General features: G+C 66.7%; 25 protein-coding genes and 1 tRNA gene. 8 read left to right on the forward strand and 18 right to left on the reverse strand.

Going from position 1 to position 21,547, the window contains the following annotated elements; all coding sequences use genetic code 11:
• Position 1 precedes the first annotated feature (1 nt).
• A complete protein-coding gene (locus D3654_RS19860) occupies positions 2 to 469 on the forward strand; it encodes an aminoacyl-tRNA deacylase (RefSeq protein ID WP_245413344.1) in 468 nt (155 codons plus the stop codon).
• Positions 470 to 537: 68 nt separating this feature from the next.
• On the opposite strand, the gene rplL is transcribed toward D3654_RS19860, so the two are convergent.
• From rplL to D3654_RS19905, 9 genes are all read right to left on the reverse strand, one after another.
• Positions 538 to 915 carry a 50S ribosomal protein L7/L12 gene (gene rplL, locus D3654_RS19865; RefSeq protein WP_120523157.1) on the reverse strand — a complete coding sequence of 126 codons (378 nt, stop codon included), beginning with the start codon at positions 913 to 915 and terminating at the stop codon, positions 538 to 540.
• 78 nt (positions 916 to 993) lie between these two features.
• Complete coding sequence (gene rplJ / locus D3654_RS19870) at positions 994 to 1,590, reverse strand: 50S ribosomal protein L10 (protein ID WP_120523158.1); 597 nt, start codon at positions 1,588 to 1,590, stop codon at positions 994 to 996.
• 343 nt (positions 1,591 to 1,933) lie between these two features.
• A complete protein-coding gene (locus D3654_RS19875) occupies positions 1,934 to 3,076 on the reverse strand; it encodes a GNAT family N-acetyltransferase (protein WP_425359435.1) in 1,143 nt (380 codons plus the stop codon).
• Entirely contained in the window at positions 3,055 to 4,143 is a 1,089-nt protein-coding gene (locus D3654_RS20960; protein ID WP_120523160.1) for a GNAT family N-acetyltransferase, read from the reverse strand. Before D3654_RS20960 ends, D3654_RS19875 begins: the two co-directional genes overlap by 22 nt.
• Before the next feature lie 95 nt (positions 4,144 to 4,238).
• Entirely contained in the window at positions 4,239 to 4,946 is a 708-nt protein-coding gene (gene rplA, locus D3654_RS19885) for a 50S ribosomal protein L1 (RefSeq protein ID WP_120523161.1), read from the reverse strand.
• A gap of 139 nt (positions 4,947 to 5,085) precedes the next feature.
• Positions 5,086 to 5,517 (reverse strand): 50S ribosomal protein L11, encoded by a 432-nt coding sequence (gene rplK / locus D3654_RS19890; RefSeq protein ID WP_070350345.1) that lies wholly within the window; start codon positions 5,515 to 5,517, stop codon positions 5,086 to 5,088.
• A 130-nt stretch (positions 5,518 to 5,647) separates the two neighbouring features.
• Entirely contained in the window at positions 5,648 to 6,409 is a 762-nt protein-coding gene (gene nusG, locus D3654_RS19895) for a transcription termination/antitermination protein NusG (protein WP_120523162.1), read from the reverse strand.
• Between the two features lie 115 nt (positions 6,410 to 6,524).
• Positions 6,525 to 6,806, reverse strand: a complete 282-nt coding sequence (secE, locus tag D3654_RS19900; protein ID WP_120523163.1) for a preprotein translocase subunit SecE — start codon at positions 6,804 to 6,806, stop codon at positions 6,525 to 6,527.
• A gap of 78 nt (positions 6,807 to 6,884) precedes the next feature.
• A tRNA-Trp gene (locus tag D3654_RS19905) sits at positions 6,885 to 6,957 on the reverse strand.
• A 254-nt stretch (positions 6,958 to 7,211) separates the two neighbouring features.
• On the opposite strand from D3654_RS19905, the gene D3654_RS19910 reads away from it, so the two are divergent.
• Complete coding sequence (locus tag D3654_RS19910; RefSeq protein WP_120523164.1) at positions 7,212 to 8,441, forward strand: pyridoxal phosphate-dependent aminotransferase; 1,230 nt, start codon at positions 7,212 to 7,214, stop codon at positions 8,439 to 8,441.
• A gap of 63 nt (positions 8,442 to 8,504) precedes the next feature.
• Here the strand turns inward: D3654_RS19910 and D3654_RS19915 are convergent, their stop codons facing one another.
• The gene (locus tag D3654_RS19915) at positions 8,505 to 9,188 is read right to left on the reverse strand and encodes a LuxR C-terminal-related transcriptional regulator (protein WP_120523165.1); all 684 of its coding nucleotides are present in this window, start codon (positions 9,186 to 9,188) and stop codon (positions 8,505 to 8,507) included.
• Positions 9,185 to 10,507, reverse strand: coding sequence for an ATP-binding protein (locus tag D3654_RS19920; RefSeq protein WP_120523166.1), 1,323 nt, complete (start codon positions 10,505 to 10,507; stop codon positions 9,185 to 9,187). Before D3654_RS19920 ends, D3654_RS19915 begins: the two co-directional genes overlap by 4 nt.
• 126 nt (positions 10,508 to 10,633) lie before the next feature.
• Between D3654_RS19920 and D3654_RS20965 the strand changes: the two genes are divergently transcribed.
• From D3654_RS20965 to D3654_RS19945, 5 genes are all read left to right on the forward strand, one after another.
• Positions 10,634 to 12,004: a PspC domain-containing protein gene (locus D3654_RS20965; RefSeq protein WP_120523167.1), complete on the forward strand. Its 1,371-nt coding sequence runs from the start codon at positions 10,634 to 10,636 to the stop codon at positions 12,002 to 12,004.
• 1 nt (position 12,005) lies between these two features.
• Positions 12,006 to 12,314: a hypothetical protein gene (locus D3654_RS19930; protein ID WP_245413345.1), complete on the forward strand. Its 309-nt coding sequence runs from the start codon at positions 12,006 to 12,008 to the stop codon at positions 12,312 to 12,314.
• Between the two features lie 88 nt (positions 12,315 to 12,402).
• Positions 12,403 to 12,660, forward strand: a complete 258-nt coding sequence (locus D3654_RS19935; RefSeq protein WP_120523168.1) for a PspC domain-containing protein — start codon at positions 12,403 to 12,405, stop codon at positions 12,658 to 12,660.
• Between the two features lie 145 nt (positions 12,661 to 12,805).
• Positions 12,806 to 13,831 (forward strand): 6-phosphofructokinase, encoded by a 1,026-nt coding sequence (locus D3654_RS19940; protein ID WP_120523169.1) that lies wholly within the window; start codon positions 12,806 to 12,808, stop codon positions 13,829 to 13,831.
• 35 nt (positions 13,832 to 13,866) lie between these two features.
• Entirely contained in the window at positions 13,867 to 14,598 is a 732-nt protein-coding gene (locus tag D3654_RS19945) for a GNAT family N-acetyltransferase (protein WP_120523170.1), read from the forward strand.
• On the opposite strand, the gene D3654_RS19950 is transcribed toward D3654_RS19945, so the two are convergent.
• From D3654_RS19950 to D3654_RS19980, 7 genes are all read right to left on the reverse strand, one after another.
• The gene (locus tag D3654_RS19950; protein ID WP_120523171.1) at positions 14,576 to 16,135 is read right to left on the reverse strand and encodes a DHA2 family efflux MFS transporter permease subunit; all 1,560 of its coding nucleotides are present in this window, start codon (positions 16,133 to 16,135) and stop codon (positions 14,576 to 14,578) included. The genes D3654_RS19945 and D3654_RS19950 overlap by 23 nt on opposite strands.
• The gene (locus D3654_RS19955; protein WP_245413346.1) at positions 16,123 to 16,506 is read right to left on the reverse strand and encodes a PadR family transcriptional regulator; all 384 of its coding nucleotides are present in this window, start codon (positions 16,504 to 16,506) and stop codon (positions 16,123 to 16,125) included. The genes D3654_RS19950 and D3654_RS19955 overlap by 13 nt, the downstream gene beginning before the upstream one ends.
• Before the next feature lie 24 nt (positions 16,507 to 16,530).
• The gene (locus tag D3654_RS19960; RefSeq protein ID WP_120523173.1) at positions 16,531 to 16,932 is read right to left on the reverse strand and encodes an ankyrin repeat domain-containing protein; all 402 of its coding nucleotides are present in this window, start codon (positions 16,930 to 16,932) and stop codon (positions 16,531 to 16,533) included.
• A complete protein-coding gene (gene ygfZ, locus D3654_RS19965; protein WP_120523174.1) occupies positions 16,929 to 18,014 on the reverse strand; it encodes a CAF17-like 4Fe-4S cluster assembly/insertion protein YgfZ in 1,086 nt (361 codons plus the stop codon). The genes D3654_RS19960 and ygfZ overlap by 4 nt, the downstream gene beginning before the upstream one ends.
• A gap of 22 nt (positions 18,015 to 18,036) precedes the next feature.
• On the reverse strand, positions 18,037 to 18,759 hold the full coding sequence (locus D3654_RS19970; RefSeq protein ID WP_120523175.1) for a flavodoxin family protein: 723 nt from the start codon (positions 18,757 to 18,759) through the stop codon (positions 18,037 to 18,039).
• Between the two features lie 56 nt (positions 18,760 to 18,815).
• Positions 18,816 to 19,415 carry a nitrobindin family protein gene (locus D3654_RS19975; protein WP_120523176.1) on the reverse strand — a complete coding sequence of 200 codons (600 nt, stop codon included), beginning with the start codon at positions 19,413 to 19,415 and terminating at the stop codon, positions 18,816 to 18,818.
• 165 nt (positions 19,416 to 19,580) lie between these two features.
• Entirely contained in the window at positions 19,581 to 20,315 is a 735-nt protein-coding gene (locus D3654_RS19980) for a permease (RefSeq protein ID WP_120523177.1), read from the reverse strand.
• Between the two features lie 292 nt (positions 20,316 to 20,607).
• On the opposite strand from D3654_RS19980, the gene D3654_RS19985 reads away from it, so the two are divergent.
• The gene (locus D3654_RS19985; protein WP_120523178.1) at positions 20,608 to 21,306 is read left to right on the forward strand and encodes a winged helix-turn-helix transcriptional regulator; all 699 of its coding nucleotides are present in this window, start codon (positions 20,608 to 20,610) and stop codon (positions 21,304 to 21,306) included.
• Positions 21,307 to 21,547: the final 241 nt, after the last annotated feature.

Raw genomic sequence — 21,547 nt, forward strand, 5'->3', positions numbered from 1 at the left:
CGTGAACGGTACCGACCGGTTCCTCGCCGACGCCCTGGCCCGCGGGCTGGAGGTCCAGATAGTTGAACGCCGGGCTGCGCGGAGCCTCGAGGAGGCCGCCGGAATCCTGGGGATAACGCCCGCGGACATCGTGAAGTCGTTGGTAGTCAAGCACCGGGACGGCAGCTTCCTGTTCGCCCTGATTCCCGGGGACCGGCAGATCTCCTGGCCGAAGCTGCGGGCCCTGCTGGGAGTCAACAAGCTCTCCCTGCCGCACGCCGACGTCGCGCTCGAAGCCACCGGCTACGAGCGCGGCACCATCACGCCGCTGGGCAGCACCACCGCGTGGCCCGTCTACGCGGACGCCAGCATTGCCGGCCGGCGGATCTCGATGGGCGCCGGCGCCCACGGCTACAGTGCGTTCGTTGAAGCGGACGCGCTGACGGCCGCGCTGGATGCGGTGGTGGCGGACATCAGCGAGCCTGCCTAGCAACGAGGGCTTAAACGCAGGAAGCCCCGCCCGGCGAACCGGACGGGGCTTCCTTGAGCAAACGCGAGTTACTTGAGGGTAACGGTAGCGCCGGCTTCTTCGAGCTGAGCCTTGGCCTTCTCGGCAGCTTCCTTGTTGGCGCCTTCGAGGACAGCCTTCGGAGCACCGTCAACCAGGTCCTTGGCTTCCTTGAGGCCGAGGGAGGTGATGGCGCGGACTTCCTTGATCACTGCGATCTTCTTGTCGCCAGCGGATTCGAGGATGACGTCGAATTCGGTCTTCTCTTCGGCTTCTTCAGCGGCAGCGCCGCCGGCCGGGCCGGCAACTGCAACAGCAGCAGCGGTAACTTCGAAGGTCTCTTCGAAGAGCTTGACGAACTCGGAGAGCTCGATGATGGTCAGTTCCTTGAAAGCTTCGATGAGCTCTTCGTTGCTGAGCTTCGCCATGGTTGGCGTCCTTCCTTTAGGTGGTGCCTGCGCGGGCCATGCCCGCTACCGCACCGGAGTTTTGATTGGGGGGAGAACTTAGTTCTCTTCGCTTGCAGCTTCGGCGGCTTCGGCCGGAGCAGCAGCTTCTTCTGCGGCCGGTGCTTCTTCAGCAGCCGGAGCTTCTTCAGCGGCCGGTGCCGGAGCGCCGCCCTCTTCTTCAAGCTTGATGCGCAGAGCGTCGATGATGCGTGCAGCAGCGGCAGCAGGAGCCTTGAGGACACCGGCAACCTTGGCGAGCTGCAGCTCACGGGACTCGAGAGCTGCCAGGGCGGCAACTTCGCTTGCGTTCAGAGCCTTGCCCTCGAAGTAGCCGGTCTTGATGATCAGCTGCTTGTTGGCCTTGGCAAAGTCCGTCAGGCTCTTGGCGGCGGCAACCGCGTCACCCTTGATAAACGCAATTGCGGTGGGGCCTGCAAGCTGGCCGTCGAATGCTTCGACACCGGCTTCCTTGGCTGCAATGGCGGTCAGGGTGTTCTTGACGACCGAGAACTTGGTGTCCTGGCCGAGAGAAACACGCAGCTGCTTGAGCTGTGCAACAGAGAGCCCGCGGTATTCGGTCAGGACAGCGGCGGTCGATTCCTTGAAATCGTTCGTGATCTCAGCTACTGCGGAGATCTTGTTGGGCGTTGCCATAACCCTCCTTCCGGGGAATAGTGCCGGTCTTCCGGGTCCCCGCTCAAGACGAGCTGCAACGAAAAACGCCCCGCGCAGATGCACGGGGCTTGGCTCGACGCGGTCCATGACCACGGAGACTTGCTTCGTTCACCTGCGCCGGCCGCCCTTGTCAGGGTCCTTCGTCCGGGAATCCGCGGATCCTTCCGGGCGCAGCTGCATTGTTGAGCTTTGCCTTGGAAAGTGGATTCCCATCAACCGACGGTCTTTGGTAGTTCAAGGTTACGGGACGGCACGGCACAACTCCAAATCAGGCCAATTCCGAACCGGCCCGGCTCCGGATCCCGGCTTACTCCGAGGAGGCCTACTCCGAGGACGTGGTGCCGGCCCGGGCCGGAAGTTCCTTCTGCCAGAGTCCGGTGACTCCCGCCGTCGTGAATCCGAGCTGCTTGTTGACGGTGAGCAGGTAGCGGTTCTCCGGCGCGTTCCACGTGTAGATCACCCGGGCGTCGGGGAACTGTTCGCTCAGGCGCTGCATGTTGGCCACCTTGATGAGCAGGCCGAGCTTGTTCCCGCGGTGTTCCTGCAGCACGGTGGTGTCGTCCTGGAACACGACGTCCTGGCGCTGGGCGAGCACCCCGATGGTGGTCAGGCCGACAATGCGGCCGCTGGCGACGTGCTCGACGGCGGTGACAACAGTCCGCCGGCCCTGCGCGATGGCGGCGTCCTCCGCCTCACGCAACATCCCGGCGTCGAACACCAACTGTTCTTCCAAACCGGCCGCCGCGTCGTCGTCGACCGCTTCCCCGGCGGCGTTCTCCAGGGCGGCGACGGCGTCCAGCCACTCGTCCGGGCAGCGGTCCGTCCAGTGGTGGATGCGGTACCTGCCACCATTGGCGGCATCCGCCTCCGCTTCGAGCTCGGACACGAGCTTCGTATCGAGCGGAAGCGCGCAGGAGCTGAACTGCTCGATGTGCTGCAGGGTGTAGCCGGCCCGCTGGGCGAAGTCGACTTCGCGGCTGTCCTGGGGAACGAAGCCCAGCCCGCTGCCCGGAACCAGCTGCCCGCCGGCGTCGCCCTGCAGGGACGCCGCGGGGTGGTTGGTGTCCACCATCGCCATGGTGCGGCCTTCGGCCCGGGCAAGCTGCTCCGCGGCTTCGAGGAGCCGGCGGCCGGCGCCGCGCCCCTGGTATTCGGGAAGGATGTCGAGGGTGAATTCGGCCAGGTCGAGGTTGTCGGCCAGGGGCAGGGCAATGTCCACGGTGCCGACGATCCGGCCGTCGATCCGCGCCACCAGGATGACCTGGCGTTCGTACGGGTCCCCCAGCTCGAGGAGCTTTTCCAACGGGGTGTAGGCAAGGTCGTCGGTTCCCCACAGCTGCATGCGGACCTTCCTGCTCACCTCAACGGCTTCGAGGAAGTCCTTGGCGTCGGCCGCCTCCAGCGAATCCGGAATCCACAGCTGTCCGATCTCCACGTTGTCCGTCATCCAGTCCTCTTCTGCCATTCGCCGTAAGTACCCGAGGGTGCGAAGCCAAGCGCCACGTTGATTGCCAACATGTAGCGGTTCTCCTCCGCGTTCATGGTGGTCACACGTTCAACGCGGGGATATTCCAGTTTCAAGCGTCGCAGGTTGGCGATCTTCAACCTCATGCCGAGCCGATGGCCACGGTGCCCTGCTGCCACAAGCGTATCGTCCTGTTCGCCCAGCCACGGCTTCAGGGGGTCGACATAAAGTGCGGTGTACCCGCCGAGTACCCCGCTGGCCCGGTGCCGGGCGGCAGCCACGAGGCAGTCCTGGCCTTCCTCCGCCGTCTCCTGCTCCAGGGTACGCACGCGCTCCCGGTCCCAGGCCTCGGCTTCGTAGTCCAGGCCGCCCACTGGGGCGTCGGTGCTCATGCGGCCCATGAGGACGGCGAATTCGTCCACCAGGTCCTCGGGACAGCTGTTCGTCCAGCTGAGCAGTTCGTACTCGGCGGAGGCCGCTTCCGCTTCGGCCATGAGCCCGGACCAATCGGGGGCGCCGTCAAGCCGGAGAGTGCTGTAGCGCGTCGCCTGGGCGAGGGAATAGCCGTGACGGAGCGCGAACGCCGTGCCGGGGGCGTTCCTGGGCACGGTTCCCGCGCCTACCGGGGATGGCAGGACGTCGGCCCCGTATTCCGGCCGCTCCGGGTCCCCCGAGCTCGCCATGAGGACCGCCCTGCCTTCGTCCCGGGCGACGGCCTCGAGGTGCCGGAGCAGCATGCTGCCGAGTCCCCGACGGCGGTACGGGGCTGAGATGTCGACGCGCAGCCAGGCGCTGCCCAGGTTGTCCTTCAGGGAGAGTTCGACGAATCCCCGGCCGACGACCCTCCCGTCTGCACGGAGGTAGAAGTTGCGGAGCTTGCGGTAGTCGTTGTCTGCCCAACCCGTGAGCCGTGCGGGCAGGGAAGCCGCGAGGTCCAGGTTGCCCCAGTGCTCCAGCAGGATTCCGTCCAGCGCCTCGCAGTACTCGCGGAACTCAGCGGCCTCCGGGCCCTTGAGGCTGGACGGCAGATGAAGTTCATGGATGGTGGCGTCCGCAGCTTCGACCATGGCCCCAGCTTAACCCGCGCGGGGTCCCCGGCCGAGGGTGCAAGAAAGCCGCCCGGCACAGGCCGGGCGGCTTTCTTGAATGGAACCGGTGAAGCTTAGGCCTCGGTCAGGACCTTGGTGACGTTCGGGTCCACGGAGATGCCCGGGCCGAACGTGGTGGTGACGGTAGCCTTCTGGATGTAGCGGCCCTTGGAAGCGGACGGCTTCAGGCGGAGGACCTCTTCGAGGGCTGCGGCGTAGTTCTCGGCCAGCTTGATGGCGTCGAAGGATGCCTTGCCGATGATGAAGTGCAGGTTCGAGTGCTTGTCGACGCGGAAGTCGATCTTGCCGCCCTTGATGTCGTTGACAGCCTTGGCGACGTCCGGGGTAACCGTGCCGGTCTTCGGGTTCGGCATGAGGTTACGCGGGCCGAGGACCTTACCGAGGCGGCCGACCTTGCCCATGAGGTCGGGGGTGGCAACGGCTGCGTCGAAGTCGGTCCAGCCGCCTGCGATCTTTTCGATCAGGTCGTCGGAACCAACGAAGTCGGCACCGGCGGCGATTGCCGCCTCAGCCTTGTCACCGGTCGCGAAGACCAGGACGCGGGCGGTCTTGCCCGTGCCGTGGGGAAGGTTGACCGTGCCGCGGACCATCTGGTCAGCCTTACGGGGGTCAACGCCGAGGCGGAAAGCGACCTCAACCGTTGCGTCGAACTTGGACGGGTTGATTTCCTTCGCCAGGGCGATGGCCTCGAACGGGGCGTAGACCTTGCCAGCCTCGATCTTGGCTACGGCTGCCTCATATGCTTTGCTGCGCTTTGCCATGCTGCTTGTTTCTCCTTGTGCAGTTGTGGTCTGCGGACCGCGCGGGGCCCTGCCACGGTTGGAAGTCCGCCGTTTGTGCCGGATATCCAACATTTCAATGATTTCAGTTGCCGGTTTCCCGGCGGTTGAAGGCTTGTGCTTAGCCTTCGACGGTGATGCCCATGGAGCGGGCGGTGCCGGCGATGATCTTGGCAGCAGCCGCGATGTCGTTGGCGTTGAGGTCTTCCATCTTGGTGGAAGCGATTTCCTCGACCTGTGCCTGGGTGAGCTTGGCGACCTTCACGGTGTGCGGGGTCGACGAGCCCTTGGCAACGCCTGCAGCCTTCTTGATGAGTTCTGCAGCCGGCGGGGTCTTGGTGATGAAGGTGAAGGAACGGTCTTCGTAGACCGTGATTTCAACCGGGATGACGTTTCCGCGCTGGGCTTCCGTTGCGGCGTTGTACGCCTTGCAGAATTCCATGATGTTGACACCGTGCTGGCCAAGCGCAGGACCGATCGGCGGGGCCGGGTTGGCGGCACCTGCCTGGATCTGCAGCTTGATGAGGCCGGTGACCTTCTTCTTGGGAGCCAATGTAGGGTCCTTCTCTAAATAGCGTCCTGGGACACAGGAGCGTGCCTCAGGTTGTTGGCCGCCATGGCGAGGCGGCCGGCCGTCCCGCCACCGCTAAGCAGGCGGAGGCAGGGCGAAATCTTTGGGTCTATCAGATCTTGGTGACCTGGTTGAACGCCAGGGTGACCGGGGTTTCGCGCTCGAAGATCGAAACCAGCACCACGAGGGTCTGGGATTCGGGCTTGATCTCGGAGATCGTGGCCGGGAGGGTCTCGAAGGGGCCTTCCTTGACGATGACCGACTCGCCGACCTCGAAGTCCACGGCAACCGGAGCGGCGCTCTGCTTGACCGGCTTGCCCTTCTCGGCCTGCTCTTCTTCGAAGACCGGGGCGAGCATGGAGAAGACCTCGTCGAGGCGCAGCGGCACGGGGTTGTGGGCGTTGCCCACGAAGCCGGTGACGCCCGGGGTGTGGCGGACGGCGCCCCAGGAGGCATCCGTCAGGTCCATGCGGACCAGGACGTAGCCGGGGATGCGGACGCGGTTGATGACCTTGCGCTGGGCGTTCTTGATCTCAACGACTTCTTCCATGGGCACCTGGATTTCGAAGATGTAATCTTCCATGTCCAGGGTCTGGATGCGGGTCTCGAGGTTTGCCTTCACGCGGTTTTCGTAACCGGCGTAGGAGTGGATGACGTACCAGTCACCTTCCTGGCGGCGCAGCTTGGCCTTGAATTCCTCGGCCGGATCAGCCGGTGCGGCTGCAGCAGCGGCGGCAAGGGCGTCGTCGCCGGACTCTTCTCCGGCGGTTTCAGGCGCAGCAGACTCAGCCTCGGACGTTTCGGTGGCCTCCGCCGCCGCGTCCGTGCTTCCATCCAGCTCAGTCTCGTTTACCTCGAGCTCCTGCTCAGACACTTGGTCTCCTGCTTCCTCATTGCCTAACTTGCCTATTTAAATGGCTCAATTCCGCAAACCCTGCAAAATCCCTTGAATTTCCGGGGATTTCCGCACGGCTTGCGGAGTGATCCGTTTAGCGGTCCGCAGCGCCTGACCCGCCGAACACCCAGCTGACTCCGGTTCCGAAGGCCAGGTCCAGCAGGGTGACGATGAGCATCATGACGGCCACGAAAACCAGTACCACAAGGGTGTAGTTGATCAGTTCCTTGCGGGTCGGTGCGACCACCTTCTTGAGTTCGCCGATTACCTGGCGGACAAAGAGGGTGATTCGAGCGAGGAAGCCGGCGTCGGCTTTCCTGGCAGGTCGGCCCTTCGAGCTGCTTGCAGCTGTTTCGGTCACCCGGTCCTCACTCATCCATGCAACGTTGTTGACCCGGTTCTGATCAGAACCGTTGCCGCGTCTGCCCCGGACTGAAAACCGGAACAGCCTGCGCAGGGCAGACAGGACTCGAACCTGCAACCTGCGGTTTTGGAGACCGCTGCGCTACCAATTGCGCCACTACCCTATGGAACGAATCCATGTATTTGGCCACGCCAGAGGCGCAAGCCATTGTGATGTTTTCCAACACCGGTGAACCAGTCTACGCAAGAACTCCGCGATAGTCGAACCAGGACGATTCCGGTGTGTCCGGAGATCCTGGTTGCCCGCCGCAGCCGTCACTTTCGTTGACCGGCCCGCAGGGCGTCCGCAGAACAGCATAGAGTAGATCACGTCGTTTCCCATCATCCAGCTCACGCTGCCAGCGAAGAACGGTCTCACATGCCTGCCGGAACAGCTCCCGCCCGCGTTTCACAGAGAATTTCCGCCATTGCCGAATCCGCCACCCTTGCCGTTGATGCCAAGGCGAAGGCGCTCAAGGCCGCCGGCCGTCCCGTGATTGGCTTTGGCGCAGGGGAACCGGATTTCCCCACGCCGGACTACATCGTCAAGGCCGCAATCGAGGCCGCCGGCGACCCCAAGAACCACCGCTACTCCCCCGCAGCCGGGCTTCCCGAACTGAAGAAGGGCATCGCGGAGAAGACCCTCCGCGATTCCGGCTACAAGGTGGACCCGTCCCAGGTCCTGGTGACCAACGGCGGCAAGCAGGCCGTCTACAACGCCTTCGCCACCCTGCTCGATCCAGGCGACGAAGTCATCATCCCCACCCCCTTCTGGACCACCTACCCCGAGGCCATCCGCCTCGCCGGCGGCGTTCCGGTGGAGGTCTTCGCCGGCCCGGAGCAGGGCTACCTGGTCACCGTGGACCAGCTCGAAGCGGCCCTCACGGAGCGGACGAAGATCCTCCTGTTCGTCTCCCCGTCCAACCCCACCGGTGCCGTTTACAGCCCGGAGCAGGTCGCCGAGATCGGCAAGTGGGCCGCTGCCAAGGGCCTGTGGGTGGTCACCGACGAGATCTACGAGCACCTGACCTACGACGGCGTGCCGTTCACGTCGATCGCCACCGCCGCTCCGGAGCTCGGCGACAAGGTGGTCATCCTTAACGGCGTTGCCAAGACCTACGCCATGACCGGCTGGCGCGTCGGCTGGATGATCGGCCCGGCCGATGTCATCAAGGCGGCCACCAACCTGCAGTCGCACGCGACGTCGAACGTCTCCAACATCATGCAGATCGCCGCCCTCGCCGCGGTCTCCGGTCCGCTGACCGCCGTCGACGAAATGAAGGTCGCCTTCGACCGCCGGCGCAAGGCGATCGTGGCGGGACTGAACGCCATCGAGGGTGTCGAATGCCCGACGCCGACCGGCGCCTTCTACGTCTACGCCGACGTCCGTGCGCTGCTCGGCAAGGAGTTCCCGACGGCGAACGGCCCGGTCCGCCCGTCGACCTCCGCCGAGCTGGCCTCCCTGATCCTGGACGAGGTTGAGGTGGCGATCGTTCCGGGCGAGGCCTTCGGCCCCTCCGGATACGTGCGCCTCTCCTACGCGCTGGGCGACGAGGACCTCGCCGAAGGCGTGCGCCGCCTCCAGGACTTCCTGGGCAAAGCCAAGTAGCACCGCATGAAGAATGCCCCCTCCACGGAGGGGGCATTCGTCATGTCAGGGCCGGTTCGAGGCTCAGAGCAGGCGGCGTTCTGCCGCCCACTTGGTGAGTTCGTGCCGGCTGGAGAGCTGGAGCTTTCGCAGCACGGCTGACACGTGGGTTTCCACGGTCTTGATGGAGATGAACAGCTCCTTGGCGACCTCCTTGTAGCTGTAGCCGCGGGCGATGAGCCGCATGACCTCGAGTTCCCGGGCGGACAAGCGGTCCAGTTCGTCGTCGGCGATCTCCGCCGGCGAGGTACCGAAGGCGTCCAGGACGAAACCCGCCAGGCGCGGCGAGAACACGGCGTCGCCGTCGGCAACGCGAACGACGGCGTCGGAAATCTCGGGCCCGGAAATGGTCTTGGTAACGTATCCGCGGGCACCCGCCCGGATCACGGCCACCACGTCCTCCGCGGCGTCGGACACACTCAGGGCCAGGAACCGGGTGCTGCCAAGCAGCGGCGCGGATCCCGCGATGACCTCCCGGCCGCCGCCGCCCAGGCCGCCCGGCAGGTGCACGTCCAGCAGGACCACCTCGGGCCGTTGCTCCGCGATCACACGGAGGGCTTCGTCCACCGAGCCAGCTTCGCCGACAATGTCGATCCGGGAATCAAGGTCGGCCTTCAGGCCGGAGCGGAATATGGCGTGGTCGTCGACCACCACCACGCGGACCCTGCGCTGGCTTCCTCCACCACCCGCGGCGCCTGCATCATTCATGGTCTTCCCTCTCCGTTGCGTTCGTCAGGCCCAGCCGCCGGAAGGCTGAGGCGCACTTCGGTCCCTGAGGGACCGCTGCTGATCGCCGCCGTGCCGCCGTGCCGTTTCATGCGTCCGATGATCGACTCGCGGACGCCTAGGCGGTCCTTCGGGACCGCCTCAAGGTCGAATCCCGCGCCGCGGTCCTTGACGAAAATCTCGCTTCCCGTGTCCGACGTCTCCAGGTAGACGGACACCGTTCCGCCACCGTGCCGGGCGGCGTTGAGCATGGCCTCCCGGGCGGCCTGGACCAGCGCCTCGTGCCGTTCGCCCATGACGGTGTCTCCGACGCTGACGACGTCGACTACGTGCCCCTGGGTGTCTTCCACCTCGGCGGCAACCGCCTTGATGCGGTCGGCGAGCTGCCCCGAATCGGCGGCCTGGTCCCGGTACAGCCAGCCCCGGAGCTCACGCTCCTGGGCGCGGGCCAGGCGGACCACGTCCTGTTCGGAGCCTGCCCGGCGCTGGATCAGGGCCAGTGTCTGCAGCACGGAGTCGTGCAGATGGGCGGCGATCTCCGCCCGTTCGGTTTCCCTGACCCGGCCCGAGCGTTCCGTTTCCAGGTCCCTCCAGAACTTCAGGCCCCACGGCAGGAGCACCAGGACCACGCCGCCGAGCACGGCCACAGACGCCAGCAGGGCCAGCCAGGTCTGCTCCCAGGAACCCGATCCGGAGACCATGACCAGCACCCCGGCCACCACCAGGGCCAGGCCCGCGGCGAGTCGGACCCAGCCGCCTGCCTGGTCGGCCTTCGTCTTGTCGACCAGCCCGGCCCGGCGGGTCTCGTCCAGCTGCATCCAGGCGATCGCGGCACCTCCGAGGATGGCGGCCGCCGGAATCAACGTGCCCAGGGGCACGTCCACGCCCAGCTGGCGGGCGATCAGGATTCCCGCCACGAAAATCAGGCCGGCACCGAGCAGCAGCTCCTTGCCGTACTGGAACCGGCGGCCGCTGAACCAGGGAACCGCAGGCCTGGCCGACGGCGGCGCGCCCGCAGGAGCGGGACCGTTTGGCGTGGGAAGGGGCGAACTCACCGCCGGGGCTATGGGCGATGCCGGCCTGCGGGCCGCGCGGCGGGCGCCTTCGTCCGCCGTCGGCACCAGGACCCAGAGCCACGCATAGAACATGAGGCCGGCACCGCCCGCGAAGCTTGCCAGGACCATGCCGATCCGCAGGTACTTCACCGGCCACCCCAAGTGCGCGGCAAGGCCGCTGCAGACGCCGGCAATCATGCGGTCACCGCTACGGAACAGCGGCGGGCGTTGGGCAGGGCTTGTCATGCCTCCATCCAAGCACGGATCAGGGGTCCGGGAGCCCTGGAACCGGGGCAACCCAGGGGTCCCTCAGGGACGGTTCAGGGTATCCCCCAGTAGAGGACACTGCCGCCCGGACAGCAGGATCGAGGTATGAACCAGAACAGCACGCCCGGAAACCCCGGGCAGGGCGAAGCGACCGGCCACAGCGGTGAACCCGGCCCCAGGCCCACACAGAACTTCTTCGACTGGATCCGAAGCCAGGGAATCTCCCGCGGCCAGGACCGGTGGATCGGCGGCGTCGCCAGCGGCATCGCCCACCGCTTCGGCATCGACCCGCTGATTGTCCGCGGCATCTTCGTGGTCCTCGCCCTCTTCGCCGGCATCGGCGTCCTGCTCTACGGCGTGGCCTGGGCCGTGCTGCCGGAACCGGACGGGCGCATCCACGCACAGGAGGCCGGCGCCGGGCGCTGGACTGCAGGCATGACAGGCGCAGTGATCACCACGATCATCGGCCTTCCCGGCCTCGGCCGGGGCGTCTGGGGCTGGGGCTGGAACGGCCTCCCCGGCCTCTTCTGGACCCTCTTCTGGGTGGGCGCGGTTGCCTGCCTGGTCTACTACCTGGTCCAACGGAACAAGAACCGGCACGAAGGACACACCGTGGCAAACCAGTACTACTCAGGGCCGGCGGCGCCGCAGGGCGGAACCTTCACGGACGCACCGGGCATGCACGGCGGCCCGCAGGCATTCGCCGCCCCCGCACCCGGCAGCCCCGCTCCCCCCACCGCGGGCCTCCCACTCCCGGGTGAGGCACCGCCGTCGGGCATTCCGGCCGGACCCGGATTCCCGGGCGCTCCGACAGCGCCGCACTGGAAAGGCGGCCAGCCGCGCGGACCGCGGCGGCAGGGACCCGGTGCAGCGATTGTGGCGGTCTCGGCAGGGGCAGCGCTGCTGGTGGGCGGCACCCTCAAACTGCTCGACGCCGGCGGCAGCATCCAGCTGGGCGACGCCGCCAATGCGGTGGTCTGGGCGAGCGGTGCCGCCGTGCTCGGGCTGGGCATCCTCGTTGCCGGGCTCCGCGGCAGGACCTCCGGGTTCCTCGGCTTCCTTGCCGTGGTGGCCTTGGTGATCGGCGGAATCTTCAATGTGATTCCGCGTGGTGACCACTTCGCCCTGCAGAACGCGCAGTGGACTCCGCTCACCATCGCGGAGGCGCACAACGGCTACGACATCACCGGTTCGAACGGGACCGTGGACCTCACGAAGCTGGAACTTGACGAACCCCTGGAATCAGGGCTGGTGGTGCCGCTCAACATCACCGCGAGCAACATCAGGGTGGTCATCCCCGACACGGTGCCCGTGGAGCTCAAGGCAGACATGACCTTCGGAAACCTCAAGGGAGCCGGCAACAACACAAGCCAGTCCGAGGCGCAGCAGTTCTTCAACAGCGGCAAACCGGGGGCCAGCATGGTCATCCAACTGGACGGCACCTTCAGCAACATCACCATCCAGGAAGGGAACTGACATGGCAACGCAGGAACCCGGACCGCTCTACGGAAGCAACGGGAACGGCACCAACGGGAGCGGCACCGGACAAGAACCCGGGCCACGGGTCGGCACGGTGGTGTGGGGCCTGGTCATCGTGGCCCTCGCTGCCCTGATCATCATCTCCAAACTGGGCTTGATCGCCCTCAACGCGAACTATGTCCTGATCGGGCTCATGATCGGAGCCGGAGCGGCGCTGATCATCGGAGGCCTCGTCTCGGCCCGTTCCCATAGCCCCAAGCAAAAGGAAAGCGACGGGGAGCCCCGGAACGGAACCAACCACGGCTGACACCAGCTGACCGAAACCACCCAGCGGGCGCCCACTCCGGCGTCCGCTGGGGCGTGACAAAACACCTCCAACAAGGAAGGCTCGAACCATGACCAAATTCTTCAGCATCATCCGCAGCATCGGCCTGAAGCGAGGACCTCAGCGTTGGCTCGGCGGCGTCTGCGGCGGCATCGCCGCAAAGCTGAATGTCGACGTCGCATACGTGAGGGTGGCATTCCTGCTCTTCTGCCTCCTGCCCGGACCCGCAATCGTGGTGTACGTGCTGGCCTGGCTGCTGCTCCCGGCACAGGACGGAAGCATCGCCCTGGAGTCGTTCCTCCAGGAACGCGGCCGAAACCGCTCCTGATCCGCGAATATTGCGGGATTGTTTCCAGAGGCTCATCCCGGCCAGCGGACGCGGTTTGTGTCCTACCCCACATTGCCGCCTACAATCTAGGGGAGCTCAGCGTGGCGCTCGGCACGTATACCTCCTAGCCAGGATTTGAGCGCTCATGAAAATTGGAATCCTCACCAGCGGCGGCGATTGCCCCGGACTCAACGCCGTCATCCGCGGTGCAGTCCTGAAGGGCATCGCCATCCACGGCCACGAATTCGTCGGTTTCCGCGACGGCTGGCGTGGCGTGGTCGAGGGCGACATTATCGACATCCCCCGCACCATGGTCCGCGGCATCGCCAAGCAGGGCGGCACCATTCTGGGCACCTCCCGCACCAACCCCTTCGAAAACGGTGGCGGACCCGAGGTCATCAAGGGCCACATGAAGCGCCTTGGCATCGACGCGATGATTGCGATCGGCGGTGAGGGCACCCTGGCCGCTGCCAAGCGCCTCACGGATGCCGGGCTGAAAATTGTCGGCGTGCCCAAGACGGTGGACAACGACCTCGACGCCACGGACTACACCTTCGGTTTCGACACCGCCGTGCAGATCGCCACCGAAGCCATCGACCGACTCCGGACCACGGGCGAATCCCACCACCGCTGCATGATCGCCGAAGTCATGGGCCGCCACGTCGGCTGGATCGCGCTGCACGCCGGCATGGCCTCCGGCGCCCACGCCATCCTGATCCCCGAGCAAAAAACTTCCATCGACCAGATCACCGAATGGGTCAAGGAAGCCCACGACCGTGGCCGCGCCCCGCTCGTGGTGGTCGCCGAAGGCTTCGTCCCCGAGCACATGGAAGCACCGCACTCCGAACGCGGCCTGGACACCTTCGGCCGGCCCCGCCTGGGCGGCATCGCCGACCAGCTCGCCCCCGAGATCGAGGCCCGCACCGGCATCGAAACCCGCGCCACCATCCTGGGCCACATCCAGCGCGGCGGCGTCCCCTCGGCCTTCGACCGGGTCCTGGCCACCCGCCTCGGCATGGCCGCCATCGACTCCGTGGTGGAAGGCCGCTGGGGCACCATGGTCTCGCTCAATGGCACCGACATCGTGCACGTCGGCTTCGATGCCGCGTTGGGCAAGCTCAAGACCGTCCCGCAACACCGCTACGACGAAGCCGCCGTGCTGTTCGGATAGGGGTTTGCGGTTCCCGCTTTGCCTAGACTCGATGCATGGGATTTGCTGAAGGATCTGCCGACATCGTCCTGCTGGCCTGGGCGCGGCATCTGGGATTCGACGACGCCGCCTTCGCCCACGTGCGCTTCTCCAGCACGACTGCCGGCCACGAACGGCTGGTCCGGGAGGACAACGGCTCGGATTCCATCACCTTCGTCCGGCTTTTCGGGCACTCGGCGATCGTCGGCCCGGCTTGGGCCACCGAGGCGGCCGGCGAATACAGTGACGAGGAACTCAGCGAACACGCCACCCTGATGCGCCTGAGCCGCGGGCACGGCGGTCACGGCCTGGGCACCTCCGCCCTGCTTTTCGCCGACGACCTGCCCCTCGCCCAGCCCCGCGGCGAGGTGACCGTCTCCCATGGGCACCCGGAGGCCATTGAGCTTGAAGGCATGTGCCCGCCCGACGACGCCAACGAAGCCCGGCTCTCTTCCATGAGTCATTGCTTCACGGTGATGGATGGCCCGGGCAACGGGGGCAGCCCCGCGGCCTGTGGCGCCTACGCCGAATGGGAGGGCATCCTGGCGGACATGGGCGTCCTGGTCCGGCCTGAACTGCGCCGCCAGGGCCTGGGCACGCTCGCCGCCTCGATCGCATCCCATGAGGCCCTGGCGTCCGGCCTGACCCTGCAGTGCCGCGCCGCGCTGGACAACCGCGGCGCGCTGGGCCTGGCCAGAAGCCTGGGATTCGCCGACGGGGGCACGGTCACTTCCGTGCTGCTGCGCTAGCGTCTTCCTCTGCGCCGGCCTGCGGAGCCGCGGCACCCGCGGTTTCCGCTCCCTGCGCCGCCGGGGCTCCCCAGTCCTGGACCGCCTTCGGCTTGCCGAACAGCAGGGCCGCCACGGCGCCCAGCAGGATCGCGAACGCCGGCAGCAGCACCGACTGGGACATCGCCGTCGAGAATCCCGCGTGCAGGACCTCCGGCAACTGCCCGCCCACCGCGCCCTCACCCGCGGACGCGCCGCCCGGAACGGCAGGCAACTCCGCCGCGAGGCGAGCCTGGATCAGCGAGGCGATCGCTGCCGAGCCGAGCACCGCGCCGATCTGCCGGGTGGTGTTGAAGACGCCCGATCCGGCACCGGCCTGGCGCGGCGGCAGGTTCCGGGTGGTCGCGTTGGAAACCGGTCCCCAGATGAAACCGTTGGCCACACCCTGCAGGGCACTGGGCAGCAGGAACATCCAGATGGGAGTCCCGGGCTTGAGCAGCGCACCGGTCCAGAAGAGCGCCGCGGACAGGCACAGCAGGCCGAAAGCGGCGAACCAGCGGGGGTTGATCCGGTCGATCAGCCTGCCCACGAAGGGAGCCAAGGCGCCGGAGAGCACCGCCATGGGAATCATCAGCAAGGCCGACTGGGTGGGGGTCAGGCCGCGTACCACCTGGTAGTAGAAGATGGTGGGCAGCGGGAACGCGGTGATGGTGAAGCCCACGGCCATGATGGTGGTGTTGCCCAGGGAGAAGTTGCGCTCCTTGAACAGGCCCAGCGGCAGCAGCGGCTCCCCGCCGCGACGCTCCAGGATCCACTGCCACACCACGAAGAGCGCCAGGACCACGACGCCGGCGATGATCAGGCCCCAGACGGTGACCGGCCCGGCGACGGTTCCCCAGTGGTACGTCTGGCCTTCCTGGATGCCGAACACGAGGAGGAACATGCCGACGGCGGAGAGCAGCACGCCCGGGATGTCGAAGCGGTGGCTGTGCGTGCCGAGCGCCGGCACGAAGCGGGTGACCGCGAGGAAGCCAATCAGGCCAATGGGCACGTTGACGAAGAAGATCCATTCCCAGCCCAGGCCGTCCACCAGCACGCCGCCCAGGATCGGGCCGACCAGGATGGCCATGCCAGCGGTGGCGCCCCACAGGCCCATGGCCGCGCCGCGGCGGTCCGGCGGGAAGATCCGGGTGATGACGGCCATGGTCTGCGGAGTCATCATGGCCGCGCCAAAGCCCTGGACGGCGCGGGCGGCAATCAGCATGCCGACGTCGCCGGACAGTCCGCACCACAGCGAGGCGAGCGTGAAGACCACCAGTCCGGACAGGTAGAGGTTCTTGGGACCGAAGCGGTCACCGAGCCGCCCGGTGATGAGCAACGGCACGGCGTAGGCCAGGAGGTAGGCGCTCGTCACCCAGATGACGGCGTTGATGTCGGCGTTGAGTCCCTCCATGATCCGCGGGTTCGCCACGGAAACGATGGTTGAGTCGATCAGGATCATGAAGAAACCGATGACGAGGGACCATAGGGCGGGCCAGGGTTTGGCTACTTGTTCCATGGGTTCCTTTTAGGTTGTGCGGGCGGGCGTCTGCGCTCGACCCCTTTGGCGAAGGCCGCCTCGTGGTCCCGTGCCAGGAACGCGAGCTGTTCCTCCAGCGCGCCGAGGCGCGTGTCGAGGAGTTCGAGGACGACGTCGGAGGGCAGGTTGTGTGCCCCGGCGATGGCGTGCGGGAAGACCGGGTATTCGTTGACGGCGTCGGAGAGCATTCCCGCCAGCCGCTGCGCGAGGGCGGCGTTCCCCTCGTCGGTGGTCCGGTAAGTGGTGCGTTCGGGGCGCCGGCCGTCGCGGTCGGTCCCGGTGGCTTCAAGCAGTCCGTCCGCCTCCAGGCGCCCCACCGCGTGGTAGAGCGTGCCCGGCCGTACCTTCACCACAGCCCCGGCTGAAAAGGGGCGTCAGCCCAGAAGCTGCAGGATCTCCGTACGGGCAAACATCCGGGCGGCTTCCCGTGCAGTCGGGGACCCGGCGTCGGGATCCGCCCCGGCGTCGAGCAGCACCCGGGCGACGTCCGTATAACCCTTGAACACGGCACCGGCGAGCGGCGTCTGGCCCCGGCTGTTGGGGGCGGAGGCGTCCGCCCCGTGGTGCAGCAGGAGCTGGACGGTCTCCGGATGGCCATGGTACGCGGCAAGCATCAGCAGCGAATCACCGGCGGGGTTGCAGAGGCCGGCCGGCGCTCCGGCGTCGAGATAGCTTCGCAGCACGGGGTCGTCGCCCTCGCGGGCGGCGTCGAACAAGGCCTGCGCCATGGCGGCGTCCTCGTCCTCGGGGCTTTGGATTTCGGGGGTTTCGCTCATCGGTGTGGTCCCTTCAGGAATCCGCTCTGGCGCCCTACCACCTGGCCGGCATCGGGCGCGACAATCACCTCTTGGGCGGCGGCGTAGCGTTCGTCGCCGTCCTGCACGGCCAGCACCTCGGCCGGGTCCACCGACCGTTTGACGAGGGCCAGCCCCACCGCGCCCATTTCATAATGCTGGGCCACGGAGGTCAGGGTGCCCACCTTGCGGTCCCCGGCGAGCACATCGCTTCCGGCCACCGGGAGCGTGTGCAGGGAACCGTCCAGCTGCAGGAAGACGAGCCGGCGCGGCGGGTGGCCCAGGTTGTGCACCCGGGCGATGGTTTCCTGGCCCTTGTAGCAGCCCTTGGCCAGGTGCACCGAGGTGCGCAGGAGGTCCAGTTCGTGCGGGATGACGCGGTCGTCGGTTTCCGCGCCGAGCCGCGGGCGCCAGGCAGCGATCCGCAACGCTTCCGAGGCGAGGGTGCCGGCGAGGGCCAGGCCGTCCACTGCGTTTTCGAGTTCTCCCGAGGGGATCAGGTATTCGAACCATGGACGTTCCAGTCCGGGGTGCAGGTCTTCTGCGACCACGCTGTAGGAGTAGCCGCCCGCGCCGACGTGCGGCCAAGGGTCCTCCCAGGCGATCCGGTCCGCCCAGGCCTCGACCGGCTTGGTGGAGCCCACCGTGGCCCACTCCCCCGAGACATCCGCCACCTCGACGCGCAGCATGAACTTCATCTTGGTCAGCCACTCCGCGAGGGGTGCGGCCTCCGCGGCTTCGACCAGCAGCCAGGCCGTTTCGCCGTCGTCTACGATCCTCGCGTCGAATTCGATCCGGCCCTGCACTGTCAGCAGGAGCAGTTCGCTCGAGACGCGCGGCGGGAGGTTGGTCACCTGCTGGGAGGACAGCGTGTTCAGCCAGCTGAGCCGGTCCGGTCCGGTGACCGTGACGACGCCGCGGTGCGAAAGGTCGACGACGGCGGTCCCGGCGGCCAGGGCGCGCTGCTCGCGCAGCGGCTCACCGTAGTGGGCGGCGACGCCGGCATCGGCGCCCCCGCCTTCGACGGCGCCGGGGCGCGACAACAGGGGGCTTGTGTAAGTCATATCCAGTAGAAGTCCTTTGGGCCTAGCGGTATTCCGGGTTTTCAAAGTCGAAGCGGGTTCCGGCCTTCCATTCTGCCGGGAGGTTGCCGTAGGCGGGAATGCCGCCGGCGTCCTTGAGCAGGCGGGCCAGGTGGAGGAGGTTCCAGGTCATGAACGTGGTGTTCCGGTTGGTGAAGTCGCTTTCCGGGCCGCCCGAGCCTTCGTCCAGGTAGCTCGGTCCCGGACCTACGGCGCCGATCCAGCCGGCGTCGGCCTGGGGCGGGATCGTGAAGCCGATGTGCTGGAGGCTGTAGAGCACATTCATGGCGCAGTGCTTGATGCCGTCTTCGTTGCCGGTGATCAGGCAGCCACCCACCTTGGGGTAGTACACCCATTGGCCTTTGGCGTTGAGTTCGCCGGAATGCGCGTAGAGGCGCTCGATGACCTTCTTGGTCTGGGAAGAGTTGTCGCCCAGCCAGATGGGACCGGCGAGCACCACGATGTCCGCGTCCTGGACGGCGGGGTAGATTTCCGGCCATTCGTCGGTGGCCCAGCCGTGCTCGCGCATGTCCGGGTAGACGCCCGGGGCGATGTCGTGGTCCACCGTGCGGATCAGGCGGGTGCTGACGCCCTGCTTCTCCATGATGCGGCGGCTGAGCCCGATCAGGCCCTCGGTGTGGCTGAGCTGCGGCGACGGTTTCAGGGTCCCGTTGAAGAAGACCGCCTTGAGGCCGGCGTAGCCGCCCGGTTTGCTGTGTTCATCCATGGAACCATGGTGCCCGGGAAGGGCCCGCCAGGGAACGGGCGCCTGGAAGGCCTTCTTCAGGAGACCTTGTTAAGGAACGCCGACGCGTGGGCTTCGAGGGATTTGCCCGCGGCGGAGACGTCCCAGCGCCAGAGCAGGTTGCCGTCCACCAGGCCGAAGATCCGGGTGGCTGCCGTGTACTCCTTCGAGTGGCTGCCGCGCATCACCATGTCGGTGCTGAGCTGGATCTGCGGTCCCTTGATCTGGCCGTAGTAGAGCTCAGTGATCCCGCCCGGGTGCGTAATGGTGACCGACAGGTCGAAGCCGCCATCGGCGTTGCGGCGGGCTTCGACGTCGTCGGCGTTCTTCAGCACGGGGACCATCTCAGCGGGAATCAGCCCGGGGCCGCCGTCGGCCTCGACCAGTTCACGCTCAAGCGCCCAGAAGCCGGTTTCCACGGTGAGGGGCCGCAACTTGGTGCCTTGCTCGTCGCTGAGCCAGCTTTCGGCACGGTACTGCAGGTAGGGCAGTCCGTTGTGCGTAAAGGAGACGTGCTGGATGAAATGTTCGGAATCCTCTTCACCGCTTCCGAGGCGTCCGCGGCCTTCCCACTCACCGATGAGCCAGGACAGGGGGACGAGTTCGGGTGTCAGATCCGTGGGAATTTCAATGGGCACGGCAGTTCTACCTCAGCGCGACGGGGAAACGGCTATTACTTCTGGCCCTTGAAAAGGCGGTAAACGACGAAGCCGGCGAACCAGGCCATGGAGATGCTTGCGAGGCCGAGCAGGACAAGGAAGAAGATTTCAAAGGCAAGAACAGACATGATGCCATCCTAACTGTTAGTAGATGAGTAGTTTGTCGATGAAGTAGCAAAGTGAACCGACGGCCCACACTGGTGCGACCCCCATGCCCAGGACGGCGGCCAGGTTCAGGCGGCCGGGCCGCAGGGTGACCATGCGCCGGAAGCTCAGGAGCACGGACCCCATCACCACGCCCACCACTGCGGCGGCCGCGACGGAGATGTTGGAAAAGACCAGCCCGGCGAGCGGGGCAACCAGGCCGGCGGCGGCAATGCCAAGCGGGGCCACGATCCGGTCCGGCCAGCGCAGCAGCCCGGACAGCAGTGCGACGGCGGCGCTCAGGCCTGCCACCAGCACCATCTCCTGCACGCCGTTGAAGCGGACGCTGGCGATCCAGCCGGCCCCGAGGCAGCTGAGCAGGACTCCTGCGCAGCTGCCGAGTGTCGATTCGAGGCGCTGGGCCTGGCCGGTCCCGCGGACCAGCTGCACGATGAACACCGCGATGACGCCGGCGGCGATGAACGCGGGGACATAGTCGAGGAACCCCGGTGCCGGGGCGTAGGCGGCGGCGACGGCGGAGCCCATGCCGCTGAGTGCGATGACCGCGGCGAGGGTCTTCTTCGCGGGGACGGCCAGGAAGTGCGGCCAGCCGATGCCGGTGGCGGCGGCCGCCACGATCCCGACGCCGACCATCACCCCGTCGGGGGCGTACGATCCGGCGACGATGACCGCGAGCGTGGCGAGGCCGACCACCCCGATGTTCCAAGACTTCACTGCGTTCCTGACTTCATTGCGGCCTGCGTTCGGCGGCGGACCCGGCGTTGAATATCCTTCGCCCATCCTGCCCTATGCGGCCGAAATATGTCGCCGAAGTTGCCCCAGACGGCCCTGATCCATGTCCTGGATTCGCCCGGCGGGTATACTCAGTTGTCAAACAGCGATCGCATTGCCGGGTCCTTGCCCAAGGTCCCCCCTCAGGGGTAGCCGGCTTCCACGACGCAGTCAGATGCCGGTGGAAGCCCGGTCCAGACGCCCGATGATGCGCGGCCCGCCCCTTGGAGGAACTATGTCGCACATCCTGCTCCTGACGAACAGCCCCGGCTCGTCCGTGGACATCCTGCCGGCACTGGAACTGTTGAACCACCGTGTGCACATCCTGCCGGCAGAACCCACGGCGCTGCTCGACACCGACCCCACCGACGTCGTCTTCCTCGACGCGCGCAAGGACCTTGTCGGTGCCCGGTCGCTGACCCAGCTCCTGAAGGCCACCGGACTCAGCGCACCCCTCATGCTGATCCTTACCGAAGGCGGCATGGCCGCCGTGTCCTCCGCCTGGTCCGTGGACGACATCGTGCTCGACTCGGCCGGCCCCGCGGAAGTCGAGGCCCGCATCCGCCTGGCCATGGCCCGCGCAGTACCCGAAGAAGAGGAAACGCAGAGCGAAATCAGGGCCGCCGGCGTCGTCATCGATGAGGCGAGCTACACCGCACGCGTTGGCGGGCAGCCGCTGAACCTGACCTTCAAGGAATTCGAACTCCTCAAGTACCTGGCCCAGCACCCGGGCCGGGTCTTCACCCGGCAGCAACTGCTCACCGAGGTCTGGGGCTACGACTACTACGGCGGCACCCGCACGGTGGACGTCCACATCCGGCGGCTGCGCGCCAAGCTCGGCGCCGACCACGAAAACCTCATCAGCACGGTGCGCAACGTCGGCTACCGCCTGACGCTGGTCAGGCTTCCGGACGACGAGCTTTCGGACGCCTGAGCGCCGCCAACGGGCCAGGCCGATACGCAACAACAGGGAAGGCCCGGACTGAGTCCGGGCCCTTCCCTGTATTTCGTGGTGGAGGACATACGGGTCGAACGTATCGAGGCCGCCCCACTGGCGGATCCCCCTCGCAGCCCCGCTCCGAAGAGCCGGACGAAACATAGACACTACAGGGCCGCGGCTGTTCCGGCAAAACGGGCCCCGCGGGTGAAATCCCGTGCAGGGCGTATAGCCTTGC

The sequence above is a fragment of the Arthrobacter celericrescens genome (assembly GCF_003614925.1).
Taxonomy (GTDB): domain Bacteria; phylum Actinomycetota; class Actinomycetes; order Actinomycetales; family Micrococcaceae; genus Arthrobacter; species Arthrobacter celericrescens.